General features: G+C 61.5%; 22 protein-coding genes. 9 read left to right on the top strand and 13 right to left on the bottom strand.

Going from position 1 to position 22,308, the window contains the following annotated elements; translation table 11 throughout:
* Positions 1-24: 24 nt before the first annotated feature.
* The 6 genes from PXK07_RS00455 to guaA all read right to left on the bottom strand — a co-directional run bounded on the left by PXK07_RS00455 (position 25) and on the right by guaA (position 6,503).
* Positions 25-975, bottom strand: coding sequence for an alpha/beta fold hydrolase (locus PXK07_RS00455; protein WP_274846216.1), 951 nt, complete (start codon positions 973-975; stop codon positions 25-27).
* Positions 976-979: 4 nt separating this feature from the next.
* A complete protein-coding gene (gene metA, locus PXK07_RS00450) occupies positions 980-1,897 on the bottom strand; it encodes a homoserine O-acetyltransferase MetA (protein ID WP_274846215.1) in 918 nt (305 codons plus the stop codon).
* A gap of 52 nt (positions 1,898-1,949) precedes the next feature.
* Positions 1,950-2,813 carry an ATPase gene (locus PXK07_RS00445; RefSeq protein WP_274846214.1) on the bottom strand — a complete coding sequence of 288 codons (864 nt, stop codon included), beginning with the start codon at positions 2,811-2,813 and terminating at the stop codon, positions 1,950-1,952.
* 59 nt (positions 2,814-2,872) lie between these two features.
* Complete coding sequence (locus PXK07_RS00440) at positions 2,873-3,787, bottom strand: DMT family transporter (protein ID WP_274846213.1); 915 nt, start codon at positions 3,785-3,787, stop codon at positions 2,873-2,875.
* Positions 3,788-3,870: 83 nt separating this feature from the next.
* Positions 3,871-4,767: a DMT family transporter gene (locus PXK07_RS00435; protein ID WP_274846212.1), complete on the bottom strand. Its 897-nt coding sequence runs from the start codon at positions 4,765-4,767 to the stop codon at positions 3,871-3,873.
* A gap of 167 nt (positions 4,768-4,934) precedes the next feature.
* Positions 4,935-6,503 carry a glutamine-hydrolyzing GMP synthase gene (gene guaA, locus PXK07_RS00430; RefSeq protein WP_274846211.1) on the bottom strand — a complete coding sequence of 523 codons (1,569 nt, stop codon included), beginning with the start codon at positions 6,501-6,503 and terminating at the stop codon, positions 4,935-4,937.
* A 277-nt stretch (positions 6,504-6,780) separates the two neighbouring features.
* Between guaA and PXK07_RS00425 the strand changes: the two genes are divergently transcribed.
* On the top strand, positions 6,781-8,325 hold the full coding sequence (locus tag PXK07_RS00425; RefSeq protein ID WP_274846210.1) for a trimethylamine methyltransferase family protein: 1,545 nt from the start codon (positions 6,781-6,783) through the stop codon (positions 8,323-8,325).
* A gap of 70 nt (positions 8,326-8,395) precedes the next feature.
* Here PXK07_RS00425 and PXK07_RS00420 read toward each other — a convergent pair whose 3' ends face one another.
* Positions 8,396-8,686, bottom strand: a complete 291-nt coding sequence (locus PXK07_RS00420; protein ID WP_274846209.1) for a DUF6477 family protein — start codon at positions 8,684-8,686, stop codon at positions 8,396-8,398.
* Positions 8,687-8,926: 240 nt separating this feature from the next.
* On the opposite strand from PXK07_RS00420, the gene PXK07_RS00415 reads away from it, so the two are divergent.
* A complete protein-coding gene (locus PXK07_RS00415; RefSeq protein WP_274846208.1) occupies positions 8,927-9,979 on the top strand; it encodes a DUF6456 domain-containing protein in 1,053 nt (350 codons plus the stop codon).
* A 114-nt stretch (positions 9,980-10,093) separates the two neighbouring features.
* Positions 10,094-11,035: a LysR substrate-binding domain-containing protein gene (locus PXK07_RS00410; RefSeq protein WP_274846207.1), complete on the top strand. Its 942-nt coding sequence runs from the start codon at positions 10,094-10,096 to the stop codon at positions 11,033-11,035.
* A gap of 60 nt (positions 11,036-11,095) precedes the next feature.
* On the opposite strand, the gene PXK07_RS00405 is transcribed toward PXK07_RS00410, so the two are convergent.
* Entirely contained in the window at positions 11,096-11,644 is a 549-nt protein-coding gene (locus PXK07_RS00405) for a peroxiredoxin (protein WP_274846206.1), read from the bottom strand.
* A 230-nt stretch (positions 11,645-11,874) separates the two neighbouring features.
* Between PXK07_RS00405 and lipA the strand changes: the two genes are divergently transcribed.
* Both lipA and PXK07_RS00395 read left to right on the top strand, forming a co-directional pair.
* Positions 11,875-12,828: a lipoyl synthase gene (gene lipA, locus PXK07_RS00400; RefSeq protein ID WP_274846205.1), complete on the top strand. Its 954-nt coding sequence runs from the start codon at positions 11,875-11,877 to the stop codon at positions 12,826-12,828.
* On the top strand, positions 12,825-13,988 hold the full coding sequence (locus PXK07_RS00395; protein ID WP_274846204.1) for an amidohydrolase: 1,164 nt from the start codon (positions 12,825-12,827) through the stop codon (positions 13,986-13,988). The genes lipA and PXK07_RS00395 overlap by 4 nt, the downstream gene beginning before the upstream one ends.
* Here the strand turns inward: PXK07_RS00395 and hpt are convergent.
* Positions 13,985-14,527 carry a hypoxanthine phosphoribosyltransferase gene (gene hpt / locus PXK07_RS00390; protein ID WP_274846203.1) on the bottom strand — a complete coding sequence of 181 codons (543 nt, stop codon included), beginning with the start codon at positions 14,525-14,527 and terminating at the stop codon, positions 13,985-13,987. The two genes, PXK07_RS00395 and hpt, sit on opposite strands and share 4 nt — an antisense overlap.
* A gap of 75 nt (positions 14,528-14,602) precedes the next feature.
* On the opposite strand from hpt, the gene PXK07_RS00385 reads away from it, so the two are divergent.
* Positions 14,603-15,049 carry a type II toxin-antitoxin system RatA family toxin gene (locus tag PXK07_RS00385; protein ID WP_274846202.1) on the top strand — a complete coding sequence of 149 codons (447 nt, stop codon included), beginning with the start codon at positions 14,603-14,605 and terminating at the stop codon, positions 15,047-15,049.
* 125 nt (positions 15,050-15,174) lie between these two features.
* On the opposite strand, the gene PXK07_RS00380 is transcribed toward PXK07_RS00385, so the two are convergent.
* From PXK07_RS00380 to PXK07_RS00365, 4 genes are all read right to left on the bottom strand, one after another.
* Positions 15,175-16,356, bottom strand: coding sequence for an ammonium transporter (locus PXK07_RS00380; protein ID WP_274846201.1), 1,182 nt, complete (start codon positions 16,354-16,356; stop codon positions 15,175-15,177).
* Positions 16,357-16,511: 155 nt separating this feature from the next.
* A complete protein-coding gene (locus tag PXK07_RS00375; RefSeq protein WP_274846440.1) occupies positions 16,512-16,988 on the bottom strand; it encodes a CinA family protein in 477 nt (158 codons plus the stop codon).
* 2 nt (positions 16,989-16,990) lie between these two features.
* Positions 16,991-17,488 carry a phosphatidylglycerophosphatase A family protein gene (locus PXK07_RS00370; protein WP_274846200.1) on the bottom strand — a complete coding sequence of 166 codons (498 nt, stop codon included), beginning with the start codon at positions 17,486-17,488 and terminating at the stop codon, positions 16,991-16,993.
* Complete coding sequence (locus tag PXK07_RS00365; RefSeq protein ID WP_274846199.1) at positions 17,485-18,648, bottom strand: bifunctional 2-C-methyl-D-erythritol 4-phosphate cytidylyltransferase/2-C-methyl-D-erythritol 2,4-cyclodiphosphate synthase; 1,164 nt, start codon at positions 18,646-18,648, stop codon at positions 17,485-17,487. Before PXK07_RS00365 ends, PXK07_RS00370 begins: the two co-directional genes overlap by 4 nt.
* 183 nt (positions 18,649-18,831) lie before the next feature.
* Between PXK07_RS00365 and dusB the strand changes: the two genes are divergently transcribed.
* Genes dusB through PXK07_RS00350 form a run of 3 tightly spaced genes read left to right on the top strand, consistent with a single transcriptional unit; the run spans position 18,832 to position 22,280 of the window.
* The gene (dusB, locus tag PXK07_RS00360; protein WP_274846198.1) at positions 18,832-19,818 is read left to right on the top strand and encodes a tRNA dihydrouridine synthase DusB; all 987 of its coding nucleotides are present in this window, start codon (positions 18,832-18,834) and stop codon (positions 19,816-19,818) included.
* Positions 19,815-20,909, top strand: a complete 1,095-nt coding sequence (locus tag PXK07_RS00355) for a two-component system sensor histidine kinase NtrB (protein ID WP_274846197.1) — start codon at positions 19,815-19,817, stop codon at positions 20,907-20,909. The genes dusB and PXK07_RS00355 overlap by 4 nt, the downstream gene beginning before the upstream one ends.
* A 3-nt stretch (positions 20,910-20,912) precedes the next feature.
* A complete protein-coding gene (locus PXK07_RS00350) occupies positions 20,913-22,280 on the top strand; it encodes a response regulator (RefSeq protein ID WP_274846196.1) in 1,368 nt (455 codons plus the stop codon).
* Positions 22,281-22,308 lie beyond the last annotated feature (28 nt).

Raw genomic sequence — 22,308 nt, 5'->3', positions numbered from 1 at the left:
TATGCCGGGAAATGTGAGCCCGTTTCACAGCAAACCGGCGCGCTGTGCCGCACGGTCCACGGCGGCCGCGACCTCGTCGGTGGCCACGTGATGCGGCATATGGCCGATGCCCGGCAGCAGGGTCAGCCGTGCATCGGGCAGATCCTGAACCAGCCGATCCGCATGGATCTGGTGGCCGACCGTGGTGTCGGCATCGCCGTGCAGCAGCTCTGCCGGGGCGCTGATCCGGTGATACTGCGGCGCCTGCGCCTGGATATCGCGAAAGAGATTTGCCCGCTGCCGCGCATTGGCGCGCAAGGAGCCGCGTCTGAGTGTCAGATCGGTGCCGAAATGGGCGGCATAGCCTTCGGGAACGCCTTGCGGGGCAAAGACCTCCTCCAAGGCCCGCGCCATCGTGCGTTGCGGCACAAAGGCCGACAGCAGCGGCACCAAAAGGCGGCTGCCCAGCGGCGATGAGGTCACACGATAGAAGGGATCAAGCGATCCGTCCCAAGGGTGCGACACCCCCGAGATAGACACCAAGGCGGCCAGGCTGTCCGGGTGGTGCACCCCCCAGGCCAGGGCCACGCCGGCGCCATAGCTTTGGCCCAGAACGATAGGGCGCGTGGCCCCGAGTGTCGTGGCGGCCTGCTGCAGAACCTCGGCCTGTTCGCGCAGGCTGGCGCCCCTGTGGTGCAAGGGATCGGAGTAGCCAAGACCGGGCCGGTCGAACATCAGCACCCGATAGCGATCCGCAAGCGCAGGGGCGAGGCGAAAGCTCATGTCGCGGGTGCTGCCGTTGGAGCCGTGGATCAGCACCACATCTGGCGCCCTGCCTGCGGGTTGGCCCATCTCGACCGCATGCACCCGGGCGTCTCCCAGCTGGAGAAACTGCCCTTCGGGTGGATGTGATCTGTGGGCACGATAGCTGCGGCGCGCGCCTTGCAAGGCCGTCGCGCCCACCCCCGCAGCCAAGGCAAAACCGAGGGACAGCAAGGGGTTATTGCCCGATGTTGTTCAGATCGAACGGCGTGCTCTGGTAGATCTGGTTGATCCAGTTGCCGTAAAGCAGATGCGCATGGCTGCGCCAGCGGTTCTGCGGCGCGCGGCTTGGATCATCATTGGGGTAGTAGTTCATCGGCACGTTGATCTCGGTACCGTTCTCCACATCCCTGTCGTACTCCTGCTTCAGCGTGTCGCTGTCATATTCGAAGTGGTTGAAGATGTAGAGCGCGCGATGGCCGGGGTCCTCTACCAGGCAGGGGCCGACCTCATCGCTGCCCAAGAGGGTGATCAGCTCCGGGTGGCTGTCGATCTCATCCTGCTTCATCTCGGTCCAGCGCGAGACCGGAATGACGCAATCGTCCGAAAAGCCCCGCAAATAAGGCGAGGCGGGCACCAGGTTCTGGTGCCGGAAACAGCCAAAGGCCTTGTGGTCCAGCAGGTGTTTCTTGACCCCGTGGAAATAGTTGATCATCGCCATGCCACCCCAGCACACGCCGAAGGTGGAGTGCACATTGGTCTGGGTCCACTCGAAAACCTCGCACAGCTCGTCCCAATAGGTGACATCGGTGAAGTCCAGATGCTCGATCGGTGCGCCGGTGATGATCAGCCCGTCGAAGCGTTCGTCCTTCATCTCCTGGAAGGGACGATAGAATTCGGCCATATGTTCGGCCGCCGTGTTGCGGGTCTGGTGTTCCGTCATGCGGATCAGAGACAGTTCGATCTGCAGGGGTGTGGCGCCAATCAGCCGGGCAAACTGGTTCTCGGTCTGGATCTTCTTCGGCATCAGGTTGAGCAGGCCGATACGCAGGGGGCGGATATCCTGACGCGCCGCCTGATCCGGCGACATGACCATCACGCCTTCGTTCGTCAGAACGTCATAGGCGGGCAGGTCAGAAGGGATCTTGATGGGCATGTCGGGTCCTTGAAGGTCTGTATCGTGGTAAAGAGGGATTGAGATAGGGCGCCTAGGCGGCGGCCTCAAGAGTGGCGGCGATCAACTCTATGAAACCGGCCTCGTCCTTGACGGCGCTGATCTGGTCGGCAGTGACGGTGATACCCCAGTTCTGCGCCATCGCCTGATAGCGCGGCTGGCGGTGGGCCAGCGCCTGGGCATAGGTCCAGCGGATGAAGGCATCGGGATCAACATCTGCCTCTGATAGACTGTTTTTGCTAAGATAGTCTTCCCAGACACGGGTCAGGAATTCCGGCTGGTAGGACATCGGTTTCGGGGCGCGGTCAAAGCGGCGCACCAGTTCTTCGGTATGGGCATCGTCGCCCTTGATCCAGACCATCAGCGTATGTTTGGCGAGTTCCGACAGGACCGGATCATTCGGGTCCTCGGGATCCACCCATTCGCAGATGGATCCGCCCGTGTCGCAGATGAAATGCGGATAGTCATACAGCCGCCCGGCCCGATCGATGAAGTATTCGGTATCCAGGAGCGCGTGGATTTCGGCCTGGCGGAACTGGTCCTGGCGGCGGCGGTATTCCTCCATCGCAAGGCCGCCCTTGGCCGGGTCGCCGGGTTTGCCAAGATAGGAAGAGACCGGCGTCAGGTTGTCAAAGGTGATGTTTGAGCCGATGTAGATGGAATCTGACAGCAGCAGATCGCGCAGGAAGGGGACCTTCATCGCCTCGGCCTTGGCATTGTCGGCGATGTATTCGCCCATGTAGCGGGTGCCGATGCGGTAATCGATCGAGTAATGGAACCAGCCCCCGGCGCCGCGCAGGATATTGCTGACATAGGTCTTGCCGAGACCTGACATGCCAAAGAACAATACGCGCTTGTTGGGGGCGTCGCGCCAAGCCTGGGCGGAAGAATAGAGCATGGGTGGTCCGGATCTGAGTTGCAGTCGTCGCGCCTTGCTAGCCAGTGCGGGCCTCCGGGTCAATTCCGCCCGCGCAAGCGGGGCAGGGGAATACGCCCGTTGAGAAGGAGAAGGCCCAAGGACAGCAGGCCAAAGCCGACAAAGGCCTGGGGGTAAAGCACCTCACCCAGCACCAGGGCGCCCAGAAGGATCGCAACCGGCGGGATGATCAGCGTCACCAGCATCAGGTTGCCACTGCCCGCCATGGCCAGAACCCGGTAATAGAGCAGATAGGCCCCGGCGGTGGCAAAGACGGCGTAGTAGAAGATCGCGCCCCAGGTCACCGGGGCCAGATCCAGGCTTGGCACACCATCCACCAGCAGGGTAACGGGCAGCAGGGTCAGCGCCGAGGTGGTCAGCATGCCCGCTGCGGCCACTTGCGGCGCCATGCCGGACAGGCGTTTGCGAGCCCAGACGGCGGCCAGGGCATAAGAGAGCGTGCCCGCAAGAACCGCCAGTTGCGCGGTGCTTCGAAGATCCAGATTTGCAAAGCTATCAAGCCCGATCGCCATGGAGACGCCCAGAAACCCAAAGCTGACCCCCAGGACTCGTCGTAGGCTCAGCCGCTCATCCGCAAAGAACAGCGCGGCCATCAAGACGCCAAAGATTGCGGTCGTCGCATTGAGAATCGAGGTCAGGCCGCTTTCGATATGGAGTTGCCCCCAGGCCATCAGGGCGAAGGGCAGGACATTGTTCAACAGCCCCATCACCAGGAAATCTCCCCAGATCCGCGGAGCGCGGGGAAGCGGCAGGCGCATGAGCAGAATAGCAACCCACAGGACCAGGGCGCCCCAGCCGCAGCGGTGCAGCACCGAGGTGAGGACCGGAACCTCGTTCAGGGCCAGCCGGATCGACAGGAAGGAGGCGCCCCAGATCAGGCCCAGAAGCAGCAGTTCGGCCCAGGCGCGCGGGGACATATGTGTTTGATCGGTCATGACCTCCACTGTGGCGAACCCCGCCCGCCAGAGCGACCCGTTTCTTGCGGATCTCTTCCGTCGGCTTGGGGTCGGCTGTCTCCTTAGCCTAGGTTCGCCTTGCGGGGGCGCAGCTTGCCCGCCGCATCCAGGATATTGATGTAATTGGCGGCAAAGATCACGGCGGCGCCCAGCAGGGTCCAGATCACCAGCTCTTCGCCATAGATGACCATGGCGAGGATGGCGATGGCGGGCAGGCGGGTGAAATCGATCGGCATCACAACGGTTGCGGGCGCCAGCGACAGGGCGGTGGTCAAGCAGAAATGCGCGGCAAGGCCGGCAAGACCAATCAGCACCAGCCAGGGCAGGGTCGCTGCATCCGGAATGGCGATGTCTCCGTCCCAGCCGCACATCACCAGGCCAAAGACCAGCTGCATCGAGGTCAGCCAGAACAGGATGGAGGCGATACTTTCGTGGCGGGTGAGCCTTTTGGTGAAGATCGCGGTCAGGGCAAAGAAGATTGCACAGGCCGCCGCCATGGCGATGCCGGGGGTGAGCGTTTCGGGAGAGGGTCTTGCAACGATCAGGATGCCGATGAAGCCCAGCAGCGCCGCACCGGCGCGAACCCTGGTCATCCGTTCACCCAGCATCAGGGGGGACAGCAGGATGACCCAGATCGGGGAGGTGAACTCCAGCGCAAAGACCTGCGCCAGCGGAACGACGGTCACCGCATAGAACCAGAGGTTCTGACCGGTGAAATGGGCCAGATTACGCATTGCGTGCAGTCCCATTCGATCCCGGCGGACCTGATGCCATTTGCCGGTCAGCGTCAGCACTAGGGTCACGACGACAACACCCACAAGGCTGCGGTAGGTCATGATTTCGAAGGTATCGAGGGTGAGCCCCGCTTCACGGCCCGCAATGGCCATCGAGGAAAACGAGACGATCGCCCCTGTCATCCAAAGGGCAGCCTTGACGATCTCGCTGGGGGGCGTGTGCATTTCTGTGCTTCCTTGGTGACTGCCGCGCAAAAAAGTGGCAATTCACCCGGAAGGTCAAGCGGGAATGTGGCAGCCGCAGGAGCAGGCAGAGGGGATATCGCGTCGATCAAACGACGATCTGCCGGGCCGCTGATCACAATCGAGTCGCGGCCCGGGCAGGGGGGAGATCACTCCCACTCGATGGTGCCGGGCGGTTTCGAGGTGATGTCATAGGTGCAGCGGTTGATGCCCTTGACCTCGTTGATGATCCTGGTGGCGGTCTCGCCCAGGAATTCGTGGCTGAAGGGGTAGTAATCCGCTGTCATGCCATCGACCGAGGTGACCGCCCGCAGGGCACAGGCGTAATCATAGGTGCGTCCATCGCCCATCACGCCGACGGTGCGGACCGGCAGAATGGCGACGAAGGCCTGCCAGATCTCGTCATAAAGCCCATGCTTGCGGATCTGGTCGATATAGACGGCATCGGCCTCGCGCAGGATCTCCAGTTTTTCGCGGGTGATTTCGCCGGGGCAGCGGATCGCCAGGCCCGGCCCCGGGAAGGGGTGGCGGCCAATGAAGCTGTCGGGCAGGCCCAGCTCGCGGCCCAGCGCGCGGACCTCGTCCTTGAACAATTCGCGCAGGGGTTCGACCAGCTTCAGGCCCATCTTTTCCGGCAGGCCGCCCACATTGTGGTGCGATTTGATCGTCACCGATGGGCCGCCCGAGAAGGAGACGCTTTCGATCACATCCGGATACAGCGTGCCCTGCGCCAGGAACTCGGCGCCTTCGATGGTGTCGGCGTGTTTCTGGAACACGTCGATGAACAGCTTGCCGATGATCTTGCGCTTGGTCTCAGGGTCGCTCTGTCCGTCCAATTCGCCGAGGAACAGTTCCTGCTCATCCGCGTGGATCAGACGCATGTTGTAATGGTCGCGGAACATGGTGACGACCTCTTGGGCCTCTCCCTTGCGCAGCAGGCCATGATCCACGAAAACGCAGGTCAGCTGATCGCCGATCGCCTCGTGGATCAGCACCGCAGCGACCGAGCTGTCGACGCCGCCGGACAGTCCGCAGATCACCTGCTTATCGCCAACCTGATCGCGGATCGCCTGGATCGCCTGTTCGCGGTAGGCGCCCATGGTCCAGTCGCCGGTGAACCCGGCCAGTTTCACGAAGTTTTCGTATAGCTTCGCCCCGTTGGGGGTGTGGTGCACCTCGGGATGGAACTGTACCGCATAGAAGTTGCGACCCACATCCGCGGTGATGGCAAAGGGCGCATTGGGGGAGGTGCCGTAGACCTCGAACCCCGGTGCGATCTCGCTGACGTGGTCACCGTGGGACATCCAGACCTGTTCGCGGTCGCTGTCATCCTGGAACCAACCCTCCAGCAGAGCCAGGGAGTTTACCGTAGGCGTTACATAGGCGCGTCCGAATTCGGCGGTGCCGTGCCCGGATTGTACCTTGCCACCCAGCTGGTGCATCATCACTTGCTGACCGTAGCAGATGCCGAGGATCGGAACGCCGTAGTCGAAAATCTCTTGCGGCGCACGGGGGGATCCGTCGCGGGTGACGCTGTCGGGTCCGCCGGAGAAGATCACCGCCTTGGGCGCCATCTCGCGCACAAAGTCCATGGTGACATTCTGATAGGGGTGGATTTCGCAATAGACGTTCAGCTCACGCAGGCGGCGCGCAATCAGCTGCGTGACCTGGCTGCCGAAGTCGATGATCAGGAGGCTGTCGTGTGATGTCTGGCTCATGTCTGGCTCTTAGGGCGAGACAGGCCGACTGGCAAGGGGCAGAACGCCCCATCGCGCGGTTTTGCTGTCACCCGGCCGGTGTTTGAACGCAATCTGGCCAAGTTCGGCTGGATCGGCGGGGCGTAGCGGGCGGGGGCATAGTATTGGACATCTATGCCTAGAGATTTTTGACGCTTTGATGTCGGTTTTCAACCGGATTGGCCGTTATCCTTCGGCGTCGGCTGCGGGCAAGCGGATAACTAGGGGCTCAACAACACGCCTGTGATGAGGAATTAAAATGGCTGAAGCAGCGCCGCGTCGACGCAGCCGCGGGGGCGGGGGTGCCGCCCGCCGCGCCGAACGTTCAAGCATCAAGATCGAAACCGCCAAATACATCGAGCGGAACATCCCGAATTTCGAGGTGCTGAGCCAAGAAGCCATCGAGATCATCGAGGCAAACGCCGAAACCATCCTCGAAGAGGTCGGCGTCAATTTCGTGGACAATCCCGCCGCCTTGGAGCTTTGGCGCGAGGCCGGGGCAGATATCCAGGGCGAACGGGTACGCATCCCGCGCGGTCTTGCCCGTAAACTCTGTGCGACCGCGCCCTCCAGCTTTACCCAGCATGCCCGAAACCCCGAAAAGAACGTGGAAATCGGCGGCCGCAATCTGGTGTTGGCCCCGGTCTATGGCCCGCCCTTCGTGCGCGACGCCAAGGGGGGACGCCGCTATGCGACGCTGGAGGATTTCCAGAAGTTCGTGAAACTCGCCTATATGTCCAAATGGCTGCACCATTCGGGCGGCACGGTCTGCGAACCGACGGATGTGCCGGTGAACAAGCGCCATTTCGACATGCTGCTGGCCCATATGACGCTGAGCGACAAGCCCTTCATGGGGTCGGTCACCGAACCCAATCGCGCCCAGGATTCGGTCGATATGTGCGGCATCCTGTTCGGCAAGGACTTCGTGCAGGACAACACGGTGATGACCTCGCTCATCAACATCAACTCGCCGATGACCTTTGACGACGTGATGATGGGCGCGCTTGAGGTTTACGCCAAGAACAATCAGGCCTGCATCATCTCGCCCTTCATCGTGGGCGGGGCCATGGCGCCGGTATCGGTCGCGGGCACGCTGACACAGGTCCTGGCCGAGGTTCTGGCCGGTGTCGCCTATAGCCAGCTGATCCGCCCCGGTGCGCCGGTGATCTTTGGCGCTTTTGTCTCTTCCATCGACATGAATTCCGGAGCACCCACCTTTGGCACGCCCGAAGCCTCGCTGGTGACCTATGGCGCCGGGCAGTTGGCGCGTCGGCTGGGGCTGCCGTTCCGCTCGGCCGGGTCGTTCTGCGGCTCCAAGCTGCCCGATGCGCAGGCGGCTTATGAGACAGCTAATAGCCTCAACATGGGGCTGCTGTCCGGCGTGAACTTCATGCTGCACGCCTGTGGCTGGCTTGAAGGCGGTCTGGTCGCCGATTTCGAGAAATTCGTCATGGATGCCGATCAACTTGGCGCGCTACACGGTCTGGCGCGGGGGATTGGCGTCACCGAGGAAGACCAGGCGATGGATGCGATCCGCGAAGTGGGCCCGGGCGGGCACTATCTTGGCTGTGCGCATACCCAGGCCAATTTCAAGAGCGCCTTCTGGAAATCCGACCTGTTGGATTACAAGCCCTTCGAGACCTGGGAGGAAGAGGGCGCGCGTGACACCTATGCGCTGGCGACTTCCCGCGTCGATCGCCTGCTGTCCACCTATCAGCCTCCTGCGATGGATCCGGCAATCAAGGAAGCGCTTGAAGCCTATGTTCTGGAGAAGAAGGCCTCCATGCCGGATTCCTTCCTCTGATCCCGCACAGGGCAGGCAGATCAAATGGGGCGGTGGTCTTAGGGCCATCGCCTTTTTTCAGGGCTTCAGTCTAGGCAGCCTTGCATTGGCGCAGCAGGTTCGCCTCTCCCATCAGGGCGATCAGCACGTCGATATGGCGTGCCATCGTATAGGCCGCATCCCCCGACAGGCGCCGGTCGTTCAGATCGTATTCCAGATCCAGAAGTTTCAGAATCGCCGCCGTTGAGTTGGGCAGCGACCCGTAGCCGAGCAAACGGTGCAGGCTTTGGCTGCGAACATAGGTGCTGGCGCCGATCCTGGCGGTTCTGACCAGCAGGCGCGGGCGGCGCAGGGCCGCGAGACGGCTGAGAACATCTTGCATCGGAAAGCTCCTTTCCCAATGGGCAATGATGCTCGTCATAACACAACCTAAGCGGGTGTTGCCGTGCCGTGACTTTCGGCGTGCGCTCTATTGTCAGTTGATTGAACCGAAATTGGAAACAATGATGGGGAGTCGCGAAGTTTTGTTCAAAAACAGGCGAGTAGGCTGCCATGTCTCTGTGGGTAACTGCGGGGACGATATGTGGACTATTCCTCTGAGTGACGATTGGGGATCTTACTCATGTGCACATTATCTGTTTCCAAATTACCGGATTGGGTTCCCGAAGACGCCTTGCGCTATCTGGAGCATACGGAATCCGGGCAATCCATCAGGCAACTGGCCCGCCGGGCCGGCTGCCATCCGTCAACGGTCCTGCGCCAGGTGCGGCGGATTGAAAATCGCCGCGATGATCCATTGGTGGATGGCGCCTTGTCGGAACTGGCCCGCTGGAATGTCAAAACCGGGGCGGGTTCAAACGGAGGGGCAGCACGGGCCGTCGAACTTGAGACTCATTCGGCAGAGGTGCTGACGCGCCTGGGCCAGCCGGGCGCCGTACTGGCGGTTGCGGAGGGGATGGAAAACGCGGTGGTCCTGCGAGAGGGCGACCCGGTTGAGGCCAAACTGCCGGTGCCCCGGGCGCTGGCCGGTGCCATGGCCCTGCTGGGATGGATCTCCTGCACCCGCCCCGGCCGGTTGAGCCGATATCAGATCACCCAGAATGGGCGCAATGCGCTGACCCGCATCGTTGCCCAGAACGAAAACAAGGCCCGCACTCGGGCAGAGCATGCGGAGGGACGAAAAGCGCGGTCGGGACCGGCGCCGACACCGGGCCTGCGGCGGCAACGCTACAGTGGCGCAGAGACGCCGCTGGATATGCTGGCCCGGCTGATGGACAAGAATGGCGACCCCTTCTTGCCGCCGGATCTGGTGCTGACGGGAAAGCGGCTTCGCGAAGATTACGAAGTGGCCCAGGTCGGGCAGCACCTGGCGCAAGGGGCGGCCTATTTCGGCGCCGACGACTGCAGCACCGGTGACAATCGCGGCTGGTCCAGCCAATCGGCGCGGGAGGCACAGAACCGGGCGATGGGGGCCTTGACGGCCCTGGGTCCGGGACTCAGCGATATTGCGCTCAGGTGTTGCTGCTATCTGGAGGGGCTGGAAGCGGCGGAACGGCAACTGGGCTGGTCGGCGCGCTCGGGAAAGATCGTGTTGCGGATCGCGTTGCAACAATTGCAGAGCTACTATCAAGCTCAGGACGGGGAAACCGGCGGAGGCCACCGAAGGATTGGCTAAGCGCCTCTTGGTCTTTGATTTTCCGGGTAAGGGAGGCAGTGTCCCTGTCCGTGGAACGGCACGGATGGCATAATTTACCCTTGCAGGTGTGCGTGTTTCGTATAAGCGTTGGTTATGAATTTTACCCTGCGACAGCTCACCTATTTCCGCGCTCTGTGCGAGCAGCGCAATTTCGGCCGCGCGGCCGAAGCCTGCCATGTGTCGCAACCGGCCCTGTCGGTGCAGATCCGTGCCCTGGAAGATGCCATGGGCGGCCCCTTGGTGGAGCGGCGCGCCCGCGATGTGGTGATGACGCCCCTGGGGCGCCAGGTTCTGGGGCAGGCCGAGACCGTTTTGCGGGCGGCCGAGCAGCTTGCCCGGATGGCAAAGGAGCAAAGCACTGGAAGGCGCAGCCTTGCTTTGGGGGTGATACCCACATTGGCGCCCTATCTGTTGCCCGGCATTCTTGCGCAACTGCGGGCAACCGATTTGCAGCTGTCGGTTCAGGTGCGCGAGGCAACGACCGAAGGCTTGCTGACGGGTTTGCAGATCGGTGAATTGGATGTTGCGATTCTGGCCTTGCCCAGCGGCGGCCACGGGCTGATCGAGAAAGAGCTGTTCGTGGATCGGTTTCTGCTGGCCGGCTCCGCCAACCGGCTGGCCCAGATCAATGCGGATGGCGCGGCGATTCGCCCTCAGGATTTGAGATCGGAACAGTTGATGCTGTTGCAGGATGGGCATTGCCTGACCGATCAGGCGCTGGAGGTCTGCGGGATGCAGCGGAACGCTCCGGAAATCAACATGGGGGCCGGGTCCTTGGGAACCTTGTCCCGTTTGGTCGCAGCGGGTTTTGGTCTGACACTGATGCCCGAAGTTGCGCTGCAGGTCGAATGCAGTGCCACCAAGGGGCTGCGGGTTCAGCGCTTTCCCGGTCCGGAACCGTTCCGCCGGATCGGCCTGGTGCGCCGCGATACGACAGAGGCCGGGGATTGGTTCGACCAACTGGCGGACGTGGTGCGCGCGGTCGGGCAGGAGATCGTCGCGCAAACCCGAGAGGGAGAGGTCCAAGAGGGCTGAACCCGGTATGAAAACGGGCACCCGATCGAGTGCCCGTCAAAGTGATCTGATAGCCGTTGCTTAGGCGGCAACTTCCGATTTGGCCGTCTTCAGATAGGAAAGAACGGTTTCGGGTGAGGAGACGCCATAGGGGTCTTCGGCGTGGTTGTCGCACAGGCCGGGCTCTTCGAACCAGGCTTCGATGACGCCGCTGTTCACCACCGCTGCATAACGCCAGCTGCGGGCGCCAAAGCCCAGATTGTCCTTGGCCACCAGCATGCCCATCTTGCGGGTGAATTCACCGGATCCATCGGGAATGACCTGCACGTTTTCCAGCTTTTGCGCTTCGGCCCATTTGTTCATCACGAAGCTGTCGTTGACCGACATGCAGTAGATCGCATCAATGCCTTCCGCCTGAAAATCGCCAAAGCCGTTTTCATAGCCGGGCAGCTGGTAGGTCGAGCAGGTCGGGGTAAAGGCGCCGGGCAGGGAGAACAGCACAACGCGCTTGCCTGCAAAGTAATCGGCAGTGGTCTTGTCTTCCCAGCGGAATGGGTTCGGACCTTCGATCGACTCGTCGCGCACGCGGGTGTGGAAGGTGACGTCGGGGAGTTTGACACCAGCTTTCATCGGGGATCTCCGTTCATAAAAATAGGTTATGGATGCTGACTTATTAAACTATCAAAAGTGCCACAACCGGAAATGCCGCAACGCAGAATTGAGTAACTTGAATTTGAGGAGATGCGGCTAGCATAGCAGCTATGCACCATGTGAGAATGCGACAGGCTGAATTGGCCGTGTCATCCTCATGTGGCTATGCTAAACGAGGACGCAAACAGTTGCCGCAAGGGAAAAGCCCCGTGAGAGACCTGAAAATCCCCGCGCAGCGCCATCCGGAAAAGGCGCACCGCCCCGACAATGCTCAGCCGAAAAAGCCAAGCTGGATTCGCGTCAAGGCGCCCGGTGGCAAGGGCTATGCGGATACCCACAAGATCATGCGGGAAAATGGCCTTGTGACCGTCTGCGAAGAGGCAGGTTGCCCAAACGTGGGCGAATGCTGGAGCCAGGGCCACGCCACCATGATGATCATGGGGGAAGTCTGCACGCGGGCCTGTACCTTCTGCAACATCGCAACCGGCAAACCGCCAGAGGCATTGGATGTGTTCGAACCGGGCCGGGTGGCCCATGCGGTGGAGAAACTGGGGCTGAACCATGTGGTGATCACCTCGGTGGACCGCGACGATATCGAAGATGGCGGGGCCGACCATTTCGCCCAGACCATTCGCGCCGTGCGCCATCGCAGCCCCAACACCACGATCGAGATCCTGACCCCGGATTTCATCAAGTGCGCGCCGGAAGTGCTTGAAACCGTTGTCGAAGCCCGACCCGATGTGTTCAATCACAACCTTGAAACCGTGCCTGGTCTTTACCCCGAGGTCCGCCCCGGCGCCCGTTATTTCCACTCGCTGCGCCTGCTGCAGCGGGTGAAGGAGCTGGACCCGTCGATGTTCACCAAATCGGGGATCATGGTCGGCCTTGGCGAAGATGCGCAGGCGGTGAAACAGGTGATGGACGACATGCGCGCGGCCGATATCGATTTCCTGACCATTGGCCAATACCTGCAGCCAACACCGAAACACCATGCCGTGGATCGTTTCGTGACCCCGGAAGAGTTCAAGACCTACGAAAAAGCGGCCTATGGCAAGGGCTTCCTGATGGTCTCGGCAACGCCGTTGACGCGGTCCTCCTATCACGCGGGGGATGATTTTGCCCGCCTGCGGGAGGCACGCAACGCCAAGCTGGGCCTTGCATGACGCCGCAGTGCCTGGCGCAGCTAACAAAGCTGCGCCATGACCTTCACAAGATCCCGGAAGTCTCTGGGCAGGAAGAGAAAACAGCCGCATTCGTTGCTGACTATCTTACCGGTTTTTCCCCGGATGACCTGTTGACCGGCCTCGGCGGTCATGGGGTTGCAGCGGTTTTTCAAGGCGCTGCAGCCGGGCCGACTGTCTTGATCCGCTGTGAATTGGACGGGCTTCCGATTGAAGAACAGTCAAAGGCACCCTATCGATCCACTCATGCGGGGCGCGGGCATCTTTGTGGCCATGACGGTCATATGGTGATGGTGGCGGGGCTGGCAGAGCATCTCGCGCAGCACAGGCCGCAACGGGGACGGGTGGTGCTGCTGTTCCAACCGGCCGAGGAAACCGGCAAGGGCGCCGCAGCAGTCATTGCAGATCCGCAGTTTGAACGGATAAAACCCGACTTTTCCTTTGCGCTTCACAACTACCCGGGGCTGGCCGCCGGTCAGCTTGCGCTCTGTGTCGGACCTTCGAATTGCGCGTCGCGCGGCATGCGTATTCGTCTCTCTGGCAAGACCTCCCATGCGGCGGCACCGCAGGACGGGCAGTCGCCTGCCGGGGCAATGACCGCGTTGATGCCCGCCCTGGTCGCGCTTGGGGCAGGCGGCGCGATGACGCCGGACTATGCCCTTGTGACCCTGACCCATGCCTGGCTCGGGGAGGCGACCTTTGGCATTGCCCCGGGCGAGGCTGAAATCTGGGTCACCCTGCGCACCGTGACCAATGCGCGGATGGCAGATCTTGTCACCCGGGCAGAGGCGCTGGTCCAAAGCGTCTGCCGGGATGAGGGGCTCGGTTTCTCGATCGCCTATGATGATGTCTTTGACGCCTGCACAAACCATCCGGAGGCGTCGAGCCTTTTGACAGGTGGCGCAAAAACAGCGGGTTATGAGATGGAGTTGTGGCAAGTTCCACAACCCTGGTCCGAGGATTTCGGGCAATTCGGCACCGTGTCGAAAGCAGCCATGTTCTGGCTGGGTGCGGGACAGGACATGCCGCAGCTGCACAACCCGGATTATGATTTCCCCGACGAGATCATCCCGGTGGGCGTTGCGGTCTTCACTGCTGCCATTGACGCGCTGTTGAACGAAACGCCGTCGGGAAACGCCTAGTCGTCGAGGAAACGGACCTTGCCGATATGGGGCAGGTTCCGATTGCGTTGCGCAAAATCGATGCCATAGCCCACGACGAATTCGTCCGGGATCTCGAAGCCGATCCAATCGGCACGGAAATCCACTTCGCGGCGCGAGGGTTTGTCCAGCAGGGCAATGGATTTCAGCCGCGCGGGCTTGCGGCTGGTCAAGAGGTTGATCACATGGTTCAGCGTATGGCCGGTGTCGACGATATCCTCGACCACCAGCACATCGCGCCCTTCAATGGCTCCGCGCAAGTCTTTGAGAATACGGACCTCCCGGCTGCTTTCCATGGCGTCCCCGTAAGAGGAGGCCTCCAGGAAATCCACCTCGATCGGCAGATCCAGCTCACGCACCAGATCGGCGATGAAGACAAAGCTGCCGCGCAACAGCCCGACCACGACCAGCTTGTCGGTATCGCCGAATTCCTTGTGGATCTCGGCGCAAAGCTCTTCGATGCGCGCGGCAATGGCCTTGGCTGAAATCATCACATCGATGACATATGGACGCTGTGACATGGCTGCCCCCTTGAAATTCCCGCGTGTTCATAGGACATGACGCGGCACGATCATAGCAGGAATATTGCCACAGCCATGCCCACCCATTCGGAAAACCGCCAGCTGCCCTATTCGGCGCAGCAGATGTACGATCTGGTCGCGGATGTGGCACAATACCCGAAATTCCTGCCCTGGTGCGCCGCCGCCCGGATCCGCAGCCGTACCCCCCAAGGCGCGGCCGAGGTGATGGAGGCGGATCTGGTGATTTCCTTCAAGGTGTTCCGGGAACGGTTCGGCAGCCGCGTGGTGCTGCATCCGGACGAACACAAGATCGATACCGAATACCTGGATGGGCCGTTTCGCTACATGAAATCCAACTGGGCGTTTTCGGATCGGGCAGATGGCGGCTGCGATGTGGCGTTCTACGTGGATTTCGAGTTCAAGAATGCGGTGCTGCAGGGCATCATCGGCGTGGTGTTCAACGAGGCCATGCAGCGCATCGTGCGGGCCTTCGAAAAGCGCGCAGCAGAGCTATACGGATAATCCACTCACACCGCAGGGGATGAAGCCACGGCGGCTTTGCCCCTGTTTTCTCAGTGCTCTTTCATAACAAAAGGCAGGCCCATTTGACCGGACCTGCCTGATATTCTTGATTGCCAGCGGTCAGGTCAGCTGGACAGATCGTAAGCGCGCTCGCCGTGGGCCGAGATATCGAGGCCGTTGGTTTCGCTTTCCGCATCCACCCGCAGGGTGGTGATGGCGGCAACCACTTTGACCAGAACGATGGTCACGACGGTGGTGAAGATGCCAACCACAGCCAGACCACCCAGTTGCGCGGCCCAGGTGCCGGCACCGAAGACAGCGATCATGATGGTGCCGAAGATGCCGCCGACACCGTGCACGGCAAAGACGTCCAGCGTGTCGTCGATCTTCAGCACGTTGCGCACCAGGTTCACCGCTTCCTGACACAGGATACCAGCGATGGCGCCGATGATCAGGGCCTCTACCGGGCCGACAAAGCCGCTGGCCGGGGTGATCGAGGCCAGACCTGCAATGGTGCCGGTGACGATACCCACGACCGAGGCCTTGCCATATTTGATCTTCTCCCACAGCGCCCAGGTGAGCGAGGCGGTCGCGGCAGAGATATGGGTCACGGTCAGCGCCATGGCGGCACCACCATCGGCCGCCAGCTGCGAACCACCGTTGAAGCCGAACCAGCCGACCCAGAGCATCGCGGCACCGATCACCACGTAACCGGGGTTATGCGGCGGGGTGGTGCGGTTCTTGCGCGGGCCAAGGACAACGGCGATGATGATCGCGGCCAGACCTGCGGTTTCATGCACCACGATACCGCCGGCAAAGTCGCGCACGCCGATCTCGCCAAAGATGCCGCCATCGGCCAGCATGCCACCGCCCCAGATCCAATGCACCACCGGCGCATAGCACAGGAGCATCCACAGGCCGGAGAAGGTCAGCACAAAGCCAAATCCCACACGCTCCACATAGGCGCCGACGATCAGCGCGGGCGTGATGATGGCAAAGGTCATCTGGAAGGCAAAGAACAGCACCTCGGGCAGGGTGCCGGACAGGCTGTCCGCATCAACACCGCTCAGGAACATCTTGTCCAAGCCGCCCCAATAGCCGCTGGTGCCACCGCCAAAGGCGATGGAATAGCCGAATGCGAGCCACAGGACGCTCATCAAACAGGCAATTGCATAGCAATGCATGAAAACGCTGAGCACATTTCGGGCACGAACCAGCCCGCCGTAAAACAATGCGAGACCCGGCAGCGTCATGAAGAGCACCAAAGCCGTCGCCACAATGATCCAAGCTGTATCAGCTCCGTTCATTTTGCGTTCCTTCCATCCAGATTGAGGGGTTGGACGCTGTCAAAACCTATGAGTGATGCAAAAAGAAGCAGTGACAGGCTTGGCTGTGCTGTTTTATGGGGCTTTTTGTGAAGTGATTAAAAAATGTGCATAGTTTTGGGTCCTATGCTTGTTTTCTATTCAGGCTTAGAAATGGCTGCTTTCAGCAGGGTCAGCGCGTGATCGCGGCTGGCCAGGCGCACCTTGTCTCGGCCCAGGGGGCCAAATTCTATCGTCTGAGAAAAGGTGTCCTGGCCCACGAAGGCCAGCGCGAAACAGACGCGGCCCTCGGGCTTGAACTCCGATCCGCCGGGCCCTGCGATACCGGTGACCGAAACTGCCAGGCTCACACCGGCGCGATCCCGCGCGCCTTCTGCCATCTCGACGGCAACCTCCTCGGAGACCGCGCCGACAGCCTCCAGCGTTGCGCTTTGCACGCCCAGCATCTGTTGTTTGGCGGCGTTGGAGTAGGTGACAAAGCCCCGGTCCAGAACCGATGAGGATCCCGGAATGTCGGTCAGCGCCGCCGCTACCATGCCGCCGGTGCAGCTTTCGGCGGTGGCGATCGTAAGGCCCTTTTCTGTGGCCGCTGCAATCAGCGCTGCGACGTCGATGCTCATAGTCCCAGAACCCCATGGGAGAACCCTGCCAGCAGGATGACACCGATGGCGGCCAGAAGGCCTGCAATCACATCGTCCATCATCACGCCGAAGGGGCCCTTCTTGCGATCGGCCCAGCCAACCGGGCCGGGCTTCAGGATGTCGAACAGCCGGAACAGGACAAAGGCAGAGACCCAGCCGGGCCAAAGCGCGGTGATTTCGATCCCATGCGCCCAGGCCGGATAGGAGATCGCCCAGATGGCCAGCAGCTGCCCGGCCACCTCATCCATCACGAATTCCGACGGGTCCAGATCCTCCTGGCCCCGGGTCATCTCTGCAGCAGCCCAGAACCCGATGAGCGTACACAGGATGGTGACCAGGGCGAGCAGGGGAAAGCCGCCGACCTGATGCAGCCCATAGGCCAGCGGCAGCGCGGCGAGGGATCCCCAGGTGCCGGGGGCAGGGCGCAGATAGCCCACGCCCAGAACGGTTCCGATTACGGTTGCGATCTTCATGGTTTCACCAATGCAGCAGTTGCCAGCGCAGCGATGCCCTCACCGCGCCCGGTGAAGCCCAGCCGCTCCGATGTGGTGGCCTTCACGGATACCCGGTTTGCATCGATGCCAAGGATCCTTGCGATCTCATCGCGCATCTTTGCTGCATGCGGGGTGATCTTCGGGTATTCGCAGACCAGGGTGCAATCGACATTGGAGATCTCAAACCCCTTTTCGCCCGCAAGCTCTGCCGCATGGCGTAGGAAGATCTCGCTCGCAGCGCCCTTCCACTGCGGGTCCGATGGCGGGAAGTGGCGGCCGATATCGCCTTCGGCCAGGGCGCCATAAATGGCATCGGTCAGCGCATGCATGCCCACATCCGCATCCGAATGCCCCTGCAGGCCCTTGTCATGGGGGACCTTTACCCCGCAGAGCACCACATGATCACCGGGGCCGAAACGGTGTACGTCATATCCATTGCCCAGCCTGATATCCATTCTGCTTCCCTTGGTTCTACCGGCCTGCTGCCCGGTCAATATGGCTTCGGCCCGGGCAAAATCCGCAGGGCCGGTGATCTTGATATTCTCCGCCTCGCCCGGAACGATGGCGACGTCAAGCCCGGCATGGCGCGCCACCTCCACGTCATCGGCCGCCCCGCCGGGATGGGCGCGATGGGCGGCGAGGATGTCATCATAGCGAAAACCCTGCGGGGTTTGCGCCGCATAGAGGCCGGTTCGGTCGCGGGTGCCGGTCACCCGGTGATCTTCGCCCGTCCACAGCGCATCGGTGACGGCAAGGGCCGGGGCCGCTGCCACGGTATCCTCCAGCCGCTGCAGAATCGCCTGGATCAGGGCGGGGCTTACACAGGGGCGCGCGGCATCATGGATCAGGATGCGTGACACGCCGGTGCCTTCCAGCGCCAGCAGTCCGTTCATCACCGAGGTCGCCCGGCTGTCACCGCCCTTTGCAAGGAGGATCCCTTGATCCGTGCTGAATTCCTCCCAGGCCTGCGTGTCATCGGGCGACAGGACCAGAACGATGCGATCCACGTCGGCCTGGCGAAACGCCTCCAGCGTCCAATCGATCACGCGGCGGCCTTTCAGGGGACGCCATTGTTTTGGCAGCCCGCCTCCGGCACGGGTTCCGCGCCCGGCGGCAACGATAAGGGCGGCAGTGGTCATAAGAAGCTCTCTCCAGCGGTTGATCTTGTGTTTATGGCGTGCCAATTGCCGAGGCAATCTCCCAGGTCACGGTGATTAAAAATTAGGCAGTCGGTCTGGAATCTCGGATCCAAAACGGCCATTTGAATTTCCAATACCCCGACCTTCGGTTAGAAAAGTCACAAATGCACAAGGATTAGGCAGTTGTCCTTCACCCTCGGATCCACCTCTTTGACACCACCGATCGCGCTGGCCCCCATGGCCGGTATCACGGATCGCCCATTTCGCGATCTGGTGCGGTCTTTTGGTGTTGGTCTGATGGTCAGTGAAATGGTCGCCAGCCAGGAGATGGTGCAGGCCAAGCCGGGCGTGCGGGAGCGGGCCGAGCTGAGCGCGGATGTGGAGAACACCTCGGTGCAACTGGCCGGACGCGAGGCGCATTGGATGGCCGAGGCCGCGCGCCAGGTGGCTGATCGCGGGGCGCGGCTGATCGATATCAACATGGGCTGCCCGGCCAAGAAGGTGACCAATGGCTATTCCGGCTCGGCGCTGCTCAAAACCCCGGATCACGCGCTGAAACTGATCGAGGCGGTGGTCGCGGCGGTCGATATTCCGGTGACCCTGAAGACACGGCTGGGCTGGGATGAAAACAGCTTGAATGCCGCCGATGTGGCGCGCCGGGCGCAGGAGGCCGGGGTGCAGATGATCACCATCCACGGGCGCACCCGCTGCCAGTTCTACAAGGGGTCGGCGGATTGGGCGGCGATTGGCGCCATCACTGAGGCCGTTGATATTCCGGTTCTGGCCAATGGCGATATCGTGGATCCAGGCACCGCCCGTCAGGCGCTGCAGCAGTCCGGTGCCGATGGCGTGATGATCGGACGCGGGGCGCAGGGGAAACCCTGGCTACTGGCGGAAGTTGCCGATCAGCTGTGGCAGAGCGGGGCTCCGCAAATTCCCGAGGGGCAGGATTTAATCGACATGATTTCAGGGCATTACGACGCAATGCTGAATTTTTACGGAGTGGACCTGGGGCTGCGCGTCGCGCGCAAGCATCTGGGCTGGTACATGGATGAGGCCGGGACCGGCGCATCCCTACGGCGTGCGGTTCTGACAGAGCGTGATCCCCGCCGTGTTCTGTCCTTGCTGCCCGCGGCGCTCAGCAATCAGGATCAGGAGGTTGCAGCATGAACGACGGCAGCGTGATTGAAAATGGCGCGCTTTGGGCTTCGCTGCCGGTTCCGGCCTTCCTGATCGATGGCGACAACCTGATCGCGGATGTCAATTCTGCCGCCGAAGGCTTCCTCAATACCTCCCACAAGGCCCTGATCGGGAGCCCGGTTTGGAACCAGTTGAAATTCGAGGCCCCCATCGCCGATGCCTTTGAACGCAGCCGCGCGGCGGGTACGCCTCTGTTTGTGAATGACATCGATGTGGGCGCGGCCAACCGTGCCCCCCTGCAATGTGGGGTGCAGATCGCGCCCGTGAACGGTCACACGGGCATGATGCTGCTGATGCTGTCGCCACGGGAACTGGCCGGGCGGATGACGCAGAACCATTCCGCCAAATCCGCGGCGCAATCGGCCATCGGCATGGCGGAAATGCTGGCCCATGAGATCAAGAACCCATTGGCCGGCATCACCGGGGCTGCACAGCTTTTGAGCATGAACCTCTCGGCCGAGGATCTGGAACTGACCGATCTCATCGTCAGCGAAAGCCGCCGGATCGTGAAGCTGCTGGAGCAGGTGGAGCAATTCGGCAATCTCTCGACCCCGGATTTCAAGCCGGTGAACCTGCATGACGTGCTGGATCGCGCAAGGCGCTCCGCTCTTTTGGGGTTTGGCGCCAATATGACCATCACCGAGGAGTATGATCCCTCCTTGCCGCCAGCCTGGGGCGATTCCGATCAGCTGTTGCAGGTCGTGCTGAACCTATTGAAGAACGCCTCCGAAGCTGCTGGAAAACAGGGCGGAAATATTCGAATTCGCACCTTTTACGAACATTCCTTCCGGCTGCGGCGCAGCGATGGCACCGGCAAGCTGTTGCCGCTGCAGATTGAAATCATCGACGATGGCCCGGGGCTGCCAGAGCATATCCGGGACGATATCTTCGATCCCTTTGTGTCGGGCCGGGAAAACGGCACCGGCCTGGGGCTCGCGCTGGTGAGCAAGATCATTTCAGAACACAACGGTTGGATCTCCGTCAGCTCCGTTCCGGGGCGCACGGTTTTCCGGCTGTCTTTGTCGCGCGTGCCGCGCGGCGACCAATCGCAGGAGAGTTGATCCATGGATGGCACAGTTCTGGTTGCCGATGACGACCGCACCATTCGCACGGTTTTGACGCAGGCGCTCACGCGGGCGGGCTGCAAGGTGCATGCCACCTCCTCCCTGACCACGCTGATGCGCTGGGTTGGAGAGGGCAAGGGCGATGTGGTGATCTCGGATGTGATGATGCCCGATGGCAACGGGCTTGAGATGTTGCCCAAGATCGCAGAGGACCGTCCCGGTCTGCCGGTGATCGTGATTTCGGCGCAGAACACCATCATGACGGCGATCAAGGCGGCAGAGGCTGACGCCTATGATTACCTGCCAAAACCCTTTGACCTGCCCGAGTTGATGAAACGCACGGCAAAGGCCTTGTCGGAGAAACGAACCTCGGCAAATACGGCCCGTCCCGAGGCCGAGGAACGCCCCGAAGAGCTGCCCTTGGTGGGTCGGACCGAGGTCATGCAGGCGCTTTACCGGTTGATCGCACGGGTGATGAACACCGACATGCCGCTCTTGGTGACAGGCGAAAGTGGTACCGGCAAGTCATTGATCGCACGCGCAATTCATGATTTCTCCGATCGGCGCACATTGCCCTTTGTGACGGCAACAGCCGGTGATCTGATCGAACTGGAAGGCCCGTCGCGGCTCTTGGGGCAGGTCAAGGGGGGGACCCTCCTGATTGACGAGTTGCTGGATCTGCCGGACGAGGCGCAGGCCCGTTTGGTGCGGATGATGGATGCAACCGGCGATCACTCGCCGCGGTTCATGGCAACCAGTCAAAAGGACCTGTCGCCGGAAATGGAGAATGGCAGCTTGCGCGCGGATCTCTATTATCGCCTCTGCGGTACCGAGCTGCATGTGCCCTCGTTGCGGGAACGGGTGGAGGATATCGCGCTTCTGGCTGAGCACTTCCTGATCCGGGCCGAAAACGAAGGCGCGCCGCACCGGACGCTCAGCGAAGATGCCCGCGAGTTGCTGCGCCACTTCCCCTGGCCGGGGAATGTGCGCCAGCTGGAAAATGTGGTGCGCCGCCTGGCGCTGACCGCCCGCAGCGAGGAGATCGGGAAATCCGATGTGGCTGCGGCCCTCGGGCCCCAGACGGGCGCGGAACCGATGGTCAGCGGTGCGGTCAATGAAAAGCTGACCGAATCCGTTGCCCGCCACCTGCAGCGCTATTTCGACCTGCACGGGGATATGTTGCCGCCGCCGGGGCTCTACAGTCGTATTTTGCGTGAAGTCGAGACGCCCTTGATCGAGATTGCCCTGGCTGCAACCGGCGGCAATCAGGCAAAATGTGCAGAACTGCTGGGCATCAACCGAAATACCCTGCGCAAGAAGATTACCGATCTGGATATTGAGGTGACACGGCGCCGGAAACTGATGTAATATCGCCACAGGAACGTGGCCGCGCCGC

It is taken from the genome of Phaeobacter sp. QD34_24, from assembly GCF_028890115.1.
Classification (GTDB): Bacteria; Pseudomonadota; Alphaproteobacteria; order Rhodobacterales; family Rhodobacteraceae; genus Phycobacter.
This window is presented reverse-complemented; position numbering and strand designations above follow the sequence as displayed.